General features: G+C 69.5%; 13 protein-coding genes. 7 read left to right on the top strand and 6 right to left on the bottom strand.

The features are described 5' to 3' along the window. Nucleotides 1–589: amidohydrolase family protein (locus tag ACFQ4O_RS10775; protein ID WP_378775696.1), on the top strand; the 589-nt coding region annotated here is incomplete at its 5' end. Nucleotides 590–666: 77 nt separating this feature from the next. Continuing rightward, nucleotides 667–933, top strand: a complete 267-nt coding sequence (locus ACFQ4O_RS10780; protein ID WP_378775697.1) for a hypothetical protein — start codon at nucleotides 667–669, stop codon at nucleotides 931–933. Nucleotides 934–1,373: 440 nt separating this feature from the next. Here ACFQ4O_RS10780 and ACFQ4O_RS10785 read toward each other — a convergent pair whose 3' ends face one another. Further along, nucleotides 1,374–2,228, bottom strand: coding sequence for a cell envelope integrity EipB family protein (locus tag ACFQ4O_RS10785; protein WP_378775698.1), 855 nt, complete (start codon nucleotides 2,226–2,228; stop codon nucleotides 1,374–1,376). Between the two features lie 198 nt (nucleotides 2,229–2,426). Here ACFQ4O_RS10785 and ACFQ4O_RS10790 point away from each other — a divergent pair, with 198 nt between their 5' ends. Genes ACFQ4O_RS10790 through ACFQ4O_RS10805 form a run of 4 tightly spaced genes read left to right on the top strand, consistent with a single transcriptional unit; the run spans nucleotide 2,427 to nucleotide 5,388 of the window. Next, complete coding sequence (locus ACFQ4O_RS10790; protein WP_378775699.1) at nucleotides 2,427–2,891, top strand: RidA family protein; 465 nt, start codon at nucleotides 2,427–2,429, stop codon at nucleotides 2,889–2,891. A gap of 4 nt (nucleotides 2,892–2,895) precedes the next feature. Continuing rightward, nucleotides 2,896–3,687, top strand: a complete 792-nt coding sequence (locus ACFQ4O_RS10795) for a glycerophosphodiester phosphodiesterase family protein (protein WP_378775700.1) — start codon at nucleotides 2,896–2,898, stop codon at nucleotides 3,685–3,687. 34 nt (nucleotides 3,688–3,721) lie between these two features. Then, complete coding sequence (locus ACFQ4O_RS10800) at nucleotides 3,722–4,909, top strand: GNAT family N-acetyltransferase (RefSeq protein WP_378775701.1); 1,188 nt, start codon at nucleotides 3,722–3,724, stop codon at nucleotides 4,907–4,909. 53 nt (nucleotides 4,910–4,962) lie between these two features. Next, nucleotides 4,963–5,388, top strand: a complete 426-nt coding sequence (locus tag ACFQ4O_RS10805) for an HIT family protein (RefSeq protein WP_378775702.1) — start codon at nucleotides 4,963–4,965, stop codon at nucleotides 5,386–5,388. A 3-nt stretch (nucleotides 5,389–5,391) separates the two neighbouring features. On the opposite strand, the gene ACFQ4O_RS10810 is transcribed toward ACFQ4O_RS10805, so the two are convergent. The 5 genes from ACFQ4O_RS10810 to ACFQ4O_RS10830 all read right to left on the bottom strand — a co-directional run bounded on the left by ACFQ4O_RS10810 (nucleotide 5,392) and on the right by ACFQ4O_RS10830 (nucleotide 10,235). Further along, the gene (locus ACFQ4O_RS10810; RefSeq protein WP_378775703.1) at nucleotides 5,392–5,730 is read right to left on the bottom strand and encodes an AzlD domain-containing protein; all 339 of its coding nucleotides are present in this window, start codon (nucleotides 5,728–5,730) and stop codon (nucleotides 5,392–5,394) included. A 5-nt stretch (nucleotides 5,731–5,735) separates the two neighbouring features. Beyond that, nucleotides 5,736–6,494: an AzlC family ABC transporter permease gene (locus ACFQ4O_RS10815; protein WP_378775704.1), complete on the bottom strand. Its 759-nt coding sequence runs from the start codon at nucleotides 6,492–6,494 to the stop codon at nucleotides 5,736–5,738. Between the two features lie 302 nt (nucleotides 6,495–6,796). After that, a complete protein-coding gene (gene clpA / locus ACFQ4O_RS10820; RefSeq protein WP_378775705.1) occupies nucleotides 6,797–9,208 on the bottom strand; it encodes an ATP-dependent Clp protease ATP-binding subunit ClpA in 2,412 nt (803 codons plus the stop codon). 9 nt (nucleotides 9,209–9,217) lie between these two features. Continuing rightward, the gene (gene clpS / locus ACFQ4O_RS10825) at nucleotides 9,218–9,607 is read right to left on the bottom strand and encodes an ATP-dependent Clp protease adapter ClpS (RefSeq protein WP_378775707.1); all 390 of its coding nucleotides are present in this window, start codon (nucleotides 9,605–9,607) and stop codon (nucleotides 9,218–9,220) included. A 295-nt stretch (nucleotides 9,608–9,902) separates the two neighbouring features. Then, nucleotides 9,903–10,235, bottom strand: coding sequence for a phasin family protein (locus tag ACFQ4O_RS10830; RefSeq protein ID WP_378775708.1), 333 nt, complete (start codon nucleotides 10,233–10,235; stop codon nucleotides 9,903–9,905). Nucleotides 10,236–10,607: 372 nt separating this feature from the next. On the opposite strand from ACFQ4O_RS10830, the gene ACFQ4O_RS10835 reads away from it, so the two are divergent. After that, nucleotides 10,608–11,584 (top strand): D-alanyl-D-alanine carboxypeptidase family protein (locus tag ACFQ4O_RS10835; protein WP_378775709.1); only part of this gene is annotated, 977 nt, incomplete at its 3' end.

An 11,584-nucleotide genomic window follows, 5' to 3' on the forward strand; every position in this document is an offset into this window, starting at 1 on the left:
CGGCGTCCGCGTCGCCGCCGGGCACACCGAGGCCGACGCGGCCCGCCTCGCGGAAGCGCGGGCGCATGGCCTCAGCGGCTACACCCACCTCTTCAACGCCATGCCGCCGCTGCAGGGCCGCGCGCCGGGGCCGGTGGGCGCGGCGCTGTCCGAGCGCGACACGTTCTGCGGCCTGATCGCGGACCTGCACCATGTGGCGCCTGAAAGCCTGAAGGCCGCGATCCTCGCCAAGGGCCGGGACCGCGCCGCGCTCGTCACCGACGCCATGTCTACGGTCGGAACCGAGATGGACGGCTTCACCCTGCAGGGCCGCCGCATCCTGCGCGGCGGCGGGCGGCTCGTCACCGAGGACGGCGTGCTGGCGGGCTCCGATCTCGACATGGCGACGGCGGTGCGCAACGCGGTCCAGGCGCTCAAGGTCCCGCTCGAGGACGCGCTGGTCATGGCCTCGCTCACGCCGGCGCGCTGGCTCGGGCTGGACGATCGCATCGGCCGGATCGCGCCGGGCTTCCGGGCCGATTTCGTGCTGCTCGACGAGGGGCTTACCGCCCGCGCCACCTGGATCGGGGGCGCGCGCGAGACATCGTGACCGCCGCCCCTGCTTGGCCGGCGCCGGCGGCGCTCCATGTCGTATCGCTTACAGAGACACGTTGGCGGGAGGGGGCTGTGAGCGGATCGTTCGGGGACGACGGCGACGGCCCGCCGCGGCCGCGGCGGATCAGCGGCCTCGGCCGCTACCTGATGATGCCGCTCCGCTCGCTGCTGCCCCGGAGCGAAGACCCCGAGGTCGTCCGCGCCCGCGCCCTGACCGACGCGGAACTCGCCGACGCGCTCACGACAGAAGTTCACGCCGCGCAGAACGCGGACGACGAGGTCTGGGTCGAAGGCCTGCCGCTGATCACCGAAGCCGCGAGACGCCTGCGCGAGCGGTGAGGGGTGCGGGTGTGTGCGGCGCGGAGCGTTCAGCACCGCGCGAAGCCTCCGCATAAGGGAACGCGCCACTCCTCTTGTCCCGGCCTTGAGCCGGGACCCAGAACCTCTGCGTTCTCAGGATCAGCCGCGACAGCCGGGACGCCTCACCTCGAAACGTCGGCGTGAATGGGTCCCGGCTCAAGGCCGGGACAAGGAAGATGGCGGCTTCATCCCCGATGACGCCGCTCTCAGCGCCGCCCGGAGCGAAACCCATAGGCCGCGCGCCACTCTTCTTGTCCCGGCCTTGAGCCGGGACTCAGAACCGCTGGGTTCTCAGTATAATCCGCGACGACTGGGACGCCTTACCTCAAATCGTCGGCGTTAATGGGTCCCGGCTCAAGGCCGGGACAAGGGAAGAGGCGCCGCGTTCGCCGCGTTTGAGCCCCTGAACCGTCCCCGCCTTACTTGCAGTCGCTCGGCTTCAGGAAGGTCAGCTCCTTCAGTTCGCCGTCCAGCACGAAGTCGCCGTAGTCGATCTTCATGGCCCGGCTGACGCCGTTGTCGTAGAGGTCGAAGCTCATGGCGTAGACCGGGGTCTGCTCGCCGCCGGCCTCGCGCTTGCCGCGCTCGAAATAGCTCACGGAGACCGGCCAGCGCTTGGCGGCGCTGAGTTCCGGGCGCTTGGCCGCCTCCTCCACATCGGCCGGCACGCCCTCGGACTGCCGGCCGATCACGGCGAGGGTGTCGTAGCTCTTCTCGCCGGTTTCGGACCCGTCGTAGACCGGCGCCTCGATCAGCGTCTCGCCCTTCTGGGCTGCTGCGATGATGCGCTTCAGGTGCTCGGTCGGGAACAGGGTCCTGCCCTCAAACTCCTTCTCGCCCTTGTTGGGCTTGGTCAGCACCACCTTCACCTCGTCGGCGGCGCGTTCGGCGCGGCCGTCGGTGTCCTTGTCGAGCTGCTGGTTGAGGTAGTTCTGGGCGGTGAAGCGGAAGCTCTGGGCCTTGCCGTCCTCCCAGGTGGCGGCGCGCAGGTCGGACACGTTGGTGTCGCCCTCCCCGCTGCCGATCTCCGTCACTTGCCGGAAGCTCAGCGCGTAGCCCTCGCAGGAATCGCCGGTGAACTCGTAGACGATTCGGCCGCGGATGCGGTCCACGCCGCTGGAGCCGCGCGTCTCCTTGAGCTTGAGTTCGTAGATCGCCCGGTGCGGCGCGAGCGCGGCGTCCGCCCACGCGGCGGGCGCGAAGGCGAGCAGCGCGGCGGCGGCCGCAGAGGCGGCCAGAACGGGCCGGAACGTCGCAGTCAGGGTCGTCGCCACAGTGTCGAGCCTCGCAATCCAAACCTTCGGCGCCATTGTGGCGCGCGTCCGCGGCGTCGCGCAACGGCCGCCACGCGTCCATCATGCCGCGCAGCATGGCGGAAATGGGTCGCGCGCCACGGACCAATCTCCCGCTTGCCCAGAGCGGACGCTTGCGCCACACCCCCATGCGTCGCCCGTTTTTCAGGAGCCGCCGCCATGGCCGGACAGATCGAAGCCAAGCTCGCCGAACTCGGCGTCACTCTTCCCACGCCCGCAGCCCCGGTCGCGAACTATGTGCCGGCGGTGATCAGCGGCAGCCAGCTGTTCATTTCCGGCCAGCTTCCCATGGGGCCGGACGGCCTGTCGCTCACCGGGCGTCTCGGCGACGGCGTCTCGATCGAGGACGCGCAGGCCGCGGCCCGGCTCTGCGCCGTCAACATTCTGGCGCAGGCGCGCGCCGCGCTCGGCGATCTGGAGCGGATCGCGCGGGTGGTGAAGCTCGGCGCCTTCGTGGCCTCCACGCCGGAGTTCGCGGACCACGCCAAGGTGGTGAACGGCGCCTCGGACTTCTTGGTCGCCGCGCTCGGCGACAAGGGCCGCCACGCCCGTTCGGCCGTCGGCGTGGCCGCGCTGCCGCTGGGCGCCGCGGTCGAGATCGACGCCATCCTCGAGATCGCCTGACGCCATGCGCCCGCTCGACTGGCTGGTGGCGCGCCCGATCGCCCATCGCGGCCTGCACGACCGCGCGGCCGGCGTGATCGAGAACACGCCGAGCGCGGTGGCGGCCGCCGTCGAGCGGGGCTTCGGCGTGGAGATCGACGTCCAGAGCTCGGCCGAGGGCGAAGCGGTGGTGTTCCATGACGCCACGCTGGAACGGCTGACCGAGGACAGCGGCGCGGTCGCCGAACGCCCGCTCGCGCGGCTGAGGGAGATCGCGCTGCGCGACTGCGCCGACCGCATCATGACGCTCGACGAGTGCATCGAGCTGGTCGGCGGGCGCGTCCCGCTGGTGATCGAGGTCAAGACGTCGCGCTCCGGCGACACCCGCCTCGCCCGCCGGGTGGCGGAGATCGCGGGGCGGCGCGGTGGGCCGCTCGCCATCAAGTCGTTCGATCCCCGCGCGCTGGTGCTCGCGCGCCAGCTCGCGCCGCACATTCCCCGCGGCGTGGTGGGCGAGGCCTTCGCCAACGCCGATCCGCACTGGGCCCACCTCACCGGCGCGCAGCGGCTGTTCGCCCGCAACATCCTGCACTGGCGGGCGACGCGGCCGGATTTCCTGTCGTGGAACGTGCGCGATCTGGAGCGGTTCGCGGTGCGCGCCGCCCGGCGCTCGGGGCGCCCGGTGATGACCTGGACGGTGCGCACGCCGGACGACGTGGCGAAGGCGGCGGCCGGCGCCGACCAGATCGTGTTCGAGGGCTTCCTGCCCGCGGCGCCCGCGACCGCGCCCTTGGACGAAGGTCGCACGGCGGGCTAGGTTCGGCGCTTCCGATCGACCGTCGCGAGGGCGCATGGCCTCCGATCCCGTCTTCCGCGCCCGCATCGCCGAACGCATCGCGGACATCCCGGCCGAGGACTGGAACGCCTGCGCGCGGGCCAACGGCGCGCCGTACAACCCGTTCACTGACCATCGCTTTCTGAAAGCGCTGGAGGACACGGGCTGCGTCGGCGGCCGCAGCGGCTGGACGCCCTGCCACGTGGTGCTGGAGGACGATGACGGGCTCGCCGGGGTCGCGCCCACCTACGTCAAGAGCCACAGCCAGGGCGAATACGTGTTCGACCACGCCTTCGCCGACGCCTATGAGCGCGCGGGCGGCGACTATTACCCCAAGCTGCAGGTGGCCGTTCCCTTCACGCCCGTGACCGGGCCACGGCTGATGGCTGCGCCCGGCCACGACGCGCCGACCGCCCGCGCAGGCCTCGCGGCCGCGCTCCGGGGCCTGATGCGGCAGACCGAGACCTCCTCGGTCCACGTGACCTTCGCCACCCCGCAGGAGCAGGAGGAGCTGGCGGAGGGGGGCTTTCTCGCCCGCGCCGACCGGCAGTTCCACTGGCGCAACGACGGCTACGGCTCCTATGACGACTTCCTCGCCACCCTCGCCTCCCGCAAGCGCAAGCAGCTGAAGCGGGAACGGCGGGAGGCGCTGGCGGACGGGCTGACCGTGCGCCACGTCACCGGCGCCGAGCTGACCGAGGCCGACTGGGACGCTTTCTTCGCGTTCTACATGGACACCGGCGCGCGGAAATGGGGGCGGCCCTATCTCAACCGCCGCTTCTTCAGCCTGATCGGCGAGACCATGCCGGACGCGGTTCTGCTGGTGCTGGCGGAGGACGCCGGCCGGCCCATCGCCGGGGCGCTGAACTTCATCGGCGGCGACGCGCTCTACGGCCGCTACTGGGGGGCGGTCGAGGACCGGCCGTTCCTGCATTTCGAGCTCTGCTACCACCAGGCGATCGACGCCGCGATCGCCCGCGGGCTGCCCCGCGTCGAGGCCGGGGCGCAGGGCGAGCACAAGCTCGCCCGAGGCTACCTGCCGGAGATCACCGGCTCCGCGCATCTGTTCGCGGACGCCGGGCTGCAGCGCGCCGTGGCGGCCTATCTTGTGCGCGAGCGCGAGCATGTGGCGCTGGAGCGGCGGGCCTTAACCGAATCTTCGCCATTCCGTCATGCGACCGAAGGCAGCGGCGGCGACGCTTGACGCGGGGCGGCCGCGTCCGCATGCCTTTGACCCCGGAAGCGGAGGAGAACCCGATGGCCGACTACGACACCGACAACGTCTTCGCCAAGATCCTGCGCGGCGACCTGCCGAGCCACACGGTGTACGAGACCGACGACGTCGTCGCCATCATGGACGTGATGCCCCGCGCGGACGGCCATGTGCTGGTGATCCCCAAGGCGCCGTCGCGCAACCTGCTCGACATCGCCCCGGAGACGATCGCCCCGCTGTTCGAGGCGGTGTCGAAGCTCGCGGTCGCCGTGAAGGCGGCCTTCGGCGCCGAGGGCGTCACCATCCAGCAGTTCAACGAGACCGCCGGCGGCCAGGTGATCTTCCACACCCATGTGCATGTGCTGCCGCGCTTCACCGACGTGCCGCTGAAGCCGCACACGGGACAGATGGAGGCCGCCGAGGTTTTGGCGCTGCACGCCGACAAGATCCGCGCGGCGCTCGAGGCCTGAGCCTCAGACGCCGAGCGCCCAGACGCCGCCGATGAGCGCGGCCTCGCCCGCGAGAATGCCCGCCACCAGTGAGCGGCGGGCGACGGCGTAGCCAGCGACCCCGCAGGCGACCGCCGCCACCCGAAGCCACAGCGGCGCGAGCGCCAGTTCGCCCGCCGGCGCCAGCATCAGCTTCGCCACCAGCGCCGCGACCAGCGCCGTCGCCACCATCCGCACCCAGGCGAACAGCCCGCTCTCCTCGTCGATCCGCGCCGAGAACAGCACGCCGAGCACACGCCACAGGTCGTTGGCGAAGAAGGCCAGCACCACCGCGAGCAGCAGCGTCCAGGGATCCAGAGCCACATGGGTCATCGGGCGCGGGCTCGGCCTACGGCGCGCTCGATGGCGAAGGCGGCCGTGCCGCCGATCAGCCCCACCAGCAGCAGGTCGAATTTCGGCGTCAGCGCCGTGAACAGCGGCGCGAGCGCGAGGCCGAAGCCCAGCGCCAGACGCTCGCCGAGCGAGCGCGCGCCCCGCTCCAGCGACAGCAGGAAGTAAAGCGGCGACAGCGCCAGCAGCCCGATCGAGAGCGCCGGCGGCAGCACGCCGGCCGCCGCATGGCCCGCGGCGGTGGCGAGCGCCGAGCCGACGGTCAGCATGTTGGAGAGGCCGATGAAGAACGGCATGCGCGCCGGCCGCGGCAGCATCGGCGTCAGCCGCAGGCCCTCGAACCACGCCGTCACCGCCACGTAATGGGCCGCGAACAGCCGCCCGGTGAGCGTGGTGCGCTCGGACTTCAGAACCGGCAGGATCGAGACCACCATCGGCAGCAGCCGCACGCCGGACACGGAGACCGCGAGCGTGGCGGCGGCGAGCCCGGCACCACTGGCGAGCGCGCCCGCCAGCACCACCTGCGCCGGGGCGGCCCAGACAAGGATCGTCGAAAGCGTGGCGATCCAGAGCGGCCAGCCGAAATCATGCGTCATGGCGCCGAAGCCGAAGAACGAGCCGAACAGCACGATACCCGGGGTTCCGACGCCGGCGCGGGCGCCCGCCCACGCCCAGGCCAGATCGCTGCGCTCGCGATGCGTGGAGGACGGCGGCTCGTCAGGCTTCGGATCGGTCATGCGCCTCCGCGAGATCCCGCGTTGCTGCGGCGCAAAACGCCGCGCTCACGCCTTACGCGTCATGGAGCCGCGCCACAAGACGTCTTTGAAACCAATATGCCCGGACGAGACTGACCGCGCGCCCAAGGTGGATCGGCTGTTTTCGTCGATCGGCAAATAGGGCCGCTCTGGCGCGCCGCAACATGAAAAGGACCGCCGGACGCGATGTCCGGCGGTCCTTTAAAATGTTTCCCGATCGACGCCCGACCGAGCGGCGGTCTTTCGGGACGGTGGGCTTGTCCCGGCCGTCCCGACGCGGGCGCTCAGGTCTTCACGAGCGGGGGCGTCTTGGGCGCGGCGCGGCGGCGCTTGGGCTCGGCCTTATCCCCCTTCGCGCCCTTGTCGGCCTTCGCCGCGCGGGTCACGGGTTCGGGCTTCGGCGTCACCGGGCCGTCGGGATAGGTGAAGCCGAGCTTGGTCGCGCCGTCGTCCGCCTTTTCCACCACGACGCGGACCGCGCCGCCGCCCATCAGCTTGCCGAACAGCACCTCTTCGGCGAGCGGCGTTTTGATGGTCTCCTGGATCAGCCGGGCCAGCGGCCGGGCGCCCATCAGCGGATCGTAGCCGCGCTCCGCCAGCCAGTCCCGCGCCTCGTCCGACAGCTCGATGGTGATGTTGCGGTCGGCGAGCTGCGCCTCGAGCTGCAGCACGAACTTCTCCACCACCTGCCGCACCACCTCGATCGGCAGATTGCCGAAGGCGATGATCGAATCGAGCCGGTTGCGGAACTCAGGCGCGAACAGGCGGTTGATGGCCTCCGTGTCCTCGCCCGAGCGCTTGGTGCGGCCGAAGCCGATCGGCTCCTTGGCGAGATCGGAGGCGCCGGCGTTGGTCGTCATGATCAGGATGACGTTGCGGAAATCCACCTGCTTGCCGTTGTGGTCGGTCAGCTTCCCGTGGTCCATCACCTGCAGCAGGATGTTGAACAGGTCCGGGTGCGCCTTCTCGATCTCGTCCAGCAGCAGCACGCAATGGGGCGTCTGGTCCACGCCGTCCGTCAGCAGGCCGCCCTGATCGAAGCCCACATAGCCGGGAGGCGCGCCGATCAGGCGGCTGACCGTATGCCGCTCCATGTATTCCGACATGTCGAAGCGCAGCAGCCGCACGCCGAGCAGCGAGGCGAGCTGCTTCGCGGCCTCCGTCTTGCCGACGCCGGTCGGGCCGGAGAACAGGTAGCAGCCGATCGGCTTCTCGGGATCGCGCAGGCCTGCGCGGGCGAGCTTGATGGTGGAGGACAGCGCGTCGATCGCCGCGTCCTGCCCGTAGACTACGCGCTTCAGGCTCGTGGTCAGCCCCCGCAGCACCTCGGCGTCGTCCTTGGACACCGACTTCGGCGGAATCCGCGCCATGGTGGCGATGGTGGCCTCGATCTCCTTCACGCCGATGGTCTTGCGGCGCTTGGCCTCGGGCAGCACCACCTGGCTCGCGCCGGTCTCGTCGATCACGTCGATCGCCTTGTCCGGCAGCTTGCGATCGCCGATGTAGCGCGCCGACAGCTCCACCGCGGCCTTGATGGCCTCGTTGGTGTAGCGGACCTGATGGAAGCTCTCGTAATAGGGCTTGAGGCCCTTGAGGATCTCGATCGAATCCGGGATCGACGGCTCGGCCACGTCGATCTTCTGGAACCGCCGCACCAGCGCGCGGTCCTTCTCGAAGTACTGGCGGTACTCCTTGTAGGTCGTCGACCCGACGCAGCGCAGCGCGCCGGCGGCGAGCGCCGGCTTCAGCAGGTTGGAGGCGTCCATGGCGCCGCCCGAGGTGGCGCCCGCCCCGATCACGGTGTGGATCTCGTCGATGAACAGGATGGCGCCGGGCGTGGCCTCCAGCTCCTTGACCACCTGCTTCAGCCGCTCCTCGAAATCGCCACGGTAGCGGGTGCCGGCCAGCAGCGAGCCCATGTCGAGCGAGAACACGATGGAGTCCTCGAGCACCTCCGGCACCTCGCCGCGCACGATGCGCAGCGCGAGGCCCTCGGCGATCGCGGTCTTGCCCACGCCCGGATCGCCCACCAGCAGCGGGTTGTTTTTGGTGCGGCGGCACAGGATCTGGATGGTGCGCGCCACCTCCTGATCGCGGCCGATCAGCGGATCGACCTTGCCTTCCCTCGCCTTCTTATTGAGGTTCACGCAGTAAGCATCGAGCGCGTCAGCCTTTTTCTTTGGCGCGCCAGCCTCGTCGCCGCTGGTCGCGGCCTCGTCCTCGGCGCCGCGCACGGGGCGCGCCTCGCTCATGCCCGGCCGCTTGGCGATGCCGTGGCTGATGTAGTTGACCGCGTCGTAGCGCGTCATGTCCTGCTCCTGCAGGAAGAACGCGGCGTGGCTCTCGCGCTCGGCGAAGATCGCCACCAGCACGTTGGCGCCCGTGACCTCCTCGCGGCCCGACGAGGTGACGTGGATCACCGCGCGCTGGATCACGCGCTGGAAGCCGGCGGTCGGCTTGGAATCCTCGCTGGTGTCGCCCACCAGATTGTCGAGCTCGGTGTCGACATATTCGACCAGATTGCGCCGCAGGATCTCCAGATCGACGTTGCACGCCTTCATGACGGCGGCGGCGTCCTGATCGTCGATCAGGGACAGCAGCAGGTGCTCCAGGGTCGCGTATTCGTGCCGGCGCTCGTTGGCGAAGGCGAGAGCGCGATGGAGGGACTGTTCAAGGCTGCGCGAAAACGACGGCAACGGATCACCTCACTTCTTTTCCATGACGCACTGCAACGGATGCTGATGCTTTCGCGCGAAATCCATCACCTGCGTGACCTTGGTCTCAGCCACCTCGTACGTATAAACCCCGCATTCCCCCGCGCCGTGATTGTGGACGTGCAACATGATCATGGTCGCCGCCTCACGGTCTTTCTGAAAGAACTGCTCGAGCACATGAACGACGAACTCCATGGGGGTGTAGTCGTCGTTCAGGATAAGAACCCGATAGAGACTCGGACGCTTCACCTTGGGGCGCGTGCGCGTCACCACGGCCGTGCCCGGGCCGCCGTCCTCGCGGCGCGGGCCCAACGTCGTCGGTCGGGTGAAAGGGGTCAGCGCCGCATCGCTGCGACGGATTGAAAGCGCGCCGTCCGTCATCGTTCCCGGTCGGTCCTCCTGACCCGGATTCACATTCGACAAGCGGCGCTTTCTGCGGCGCACGCGAGCCGCGTCGCACGATCCTAGCCCCGGTTTTCGGGAGGCGCCAGAGCGCGAAGGATCGTCCGCTGTCACAGGTAAGCGCTCGCGGCGATAAAAAAAGCCCGCTTGCGCGGGCCTCGGAGACGACGAAAAAGCAGATCGGGCATGAAAAAGGGCCCGTCCGGCGACGCGCGCCGAAACGGACCCTGTTCAATCGCCGCGGCGCCGGAAACCGGCGCCGGACATCTCGATATTACTTCGCCTTGGCGAAGGCGGTCTCGAGCGGCTTGTAGCTTTCCTTGGCGAGATCGGCGTAAAGCTCGCTGATCTTGGTCGCCTTGGCGACATAGGTCTCGTAGGCCGACTTGGCGTAAGCCGACTGCACTTCGAGCGCCTTGTCGAAGCTCTTCACGCCGAACAGCTTCTCAAGGTGAGCCGCGCCATCCTCAAAGGACTTCTTCGAGTAGTCGGCCACTTCCACGGCGATCGCCTGGAAGCCCTTGCTCACCACGCCGAAGCTCTTGAGAGCCAGATCGACGTTTTCCTTGCTGAGCTTCTGAACGTCTTCAAAATTCGCGGTCGTCATCCTGCTTCTCCTGCTTGCGCTGGCTCGTGGTCCGCACGCCGCAAGGCCGTTACGCCTGGCGTGCGCCGTCGAGGTCGGTGTGATCGACGGCGGGACAGGACGCCGTTTGCGTCCCGACAACGGTGATATATGCGCTGCAACATCGATGTCAACGATCATTTTTGCACTGCACAAAAATCCGCGTTTAACCCCTCCGTAACCGCGTCTCCGTAGCGTCGTTGACAGCCTCGCAGGAACCAGCGGGGCGTCGCGCCTCAATGGGGAATCGTCGTGCGGGCCGCTTCGGCGCGCGCCGTTCGACAAGCCCGGCGACGCGCGGCGATGGCGAACGACGTTCGGCCAAGGCCGGACCGAGCAGGCGGGACAGGCGTTATGATTTCGTGTTGCGTATCGAAGCGAGGCGGCCGTCTCCTCTCCACCCTCATTTCGGCGACGGTCGTTCTTGGAGCGCTCGGCGCCGGGATCGGCGACGCCGAGGCCCGCGCCAAGAAGAAGGTCGTGCGCTCCAAGCGGCCGGCGATCGCCTCGGTCGCGGCCCCGTCCTCGATCACCGCGAGCTCGGCCTACGCCTCGATCGTGGTGGACGCCAAGACCGGCCGCACCCTGTTCGAGCGCAACGCCGACGCCCAGCGCTTCCCCGCGTCCGTGACCAAGGTCATGACGCTCTATCTCGCCTTCGAGGACCTTGAGCGCCGCCGTATCGGCCTCGACACCCGCTTCACCATGAGCGCGCGCTGCTCGGCCATGCCGCCCTCCAAGCTCGGCATGCGCGCCGGCCAGACCATCGCCGTGGACGACGCCATCCGCGCCCTCGTCACCAAGTCCGCCAACGACGTCGCCTGCGCGGTCGCGGAAAACCTCGAGGGCTCCGAGAGCGCCTTCGCCGAACGCATGACGCGCAAGGCGCGCGCGCTCGGCATGAACAACTCCGTCTATCGCAACGCGTCCGGCCTGCCGAACCCGTCCCACGTCACCACCGCGCGCGACCTCATCGTGCTCGGCCGGGCGATTCAGGACCGGTTCCCGCGCTATTACGGCTACTTCAGCACCCGCGTGTTCAACTTCGCCGGCCGCGCCATGCCGAACCACAACCGCCTGCTCGGCCGCGTCGAGGGCGTGGACGGCATCAAGACCGGCTACACCAACGCGTCGGGCTTCAACCTGCTGACCTCGGTCAAGAGCAACGGCCGCGCCGTGGTGGCGGTGGTCATGGGCGGGCGCACCGGCGCCTCCCGCGACGCCCACATGCGCGAGCTGATCGCCCTCAACCTGCCCAAGGCCTCGCCCGGCTCGCGCGTCGCGCCGCTGGTGGCGGAAGCCGCCGAGCGCGCCCCGGCCCTGCGCGCCCG

Origin of the sequence: Methylopila musalis (genome assembly GCF_042679725.1) — a bacterium.
GTDB lineage: Bacteria > Pseudomonadota > Alphaproteobacteria > Rhizobiales > Methylopilaceae > Methylopila > Methylopila musalis.

What these genes read in the sequence shown, in the direction of transcription:
- ACFQ4O_RS10790 (WP_378775699.1), top strand. Translation starts at nt 2,427, where the DNA reads ATGGCCGGACAGATCGAAGCCAAGCTCGCCGAACTCGGCGTCACTCTT.
- ACFQ4O_RS10795 (WP_378775700.1), top strand. Translation starts at nt 2,896, where the DNA reads ATGCGCCCGCTCGACTGGCTGGTGGCGCGCCCGATCGCCCATCGCGGC.
- ACFQ4O_RS10800 (WP_378775701.1), top strand. Translation starts at nt 3,722, where the DNA reads ATGGCCTCCGATCCCGTCTTCCGCGCCCGCATCGCCGAACGCATCGCG.
- ACFQ4O_RS10805 (WP_378775702.1), top strand. Translation starts at nt 4,963, where the DNA reads ATGGCCGACTACGACACCGACAACGTCTTCGCCAAGATCCTGCGCGGC.
- ACFQ4O_RS10815 (WP_378775704.1), bottom strand. Translation starts at nt 6,494, where the DNA reads ATGACCGATCCGAAGCCTGACGAGCCGCCGTCCTCCACGCATCGCGAG.
- clpS (WP_378775707.1), bottom strand. Translation starts at nt 9,607, where the DNA reads ATGACGGACGGCGCGCTTTCAATCCGTCGCAGCGATGCGGCGCTGACC.
- ACFQ4O_RS10830 (WP_378775708.1), bottom strand. Translation starts at nt 10,235, where the DNA reads ATGACGACCGCGAATTTTGAAGACGTTCAGAAGCTCAGCAAGGAAAAC.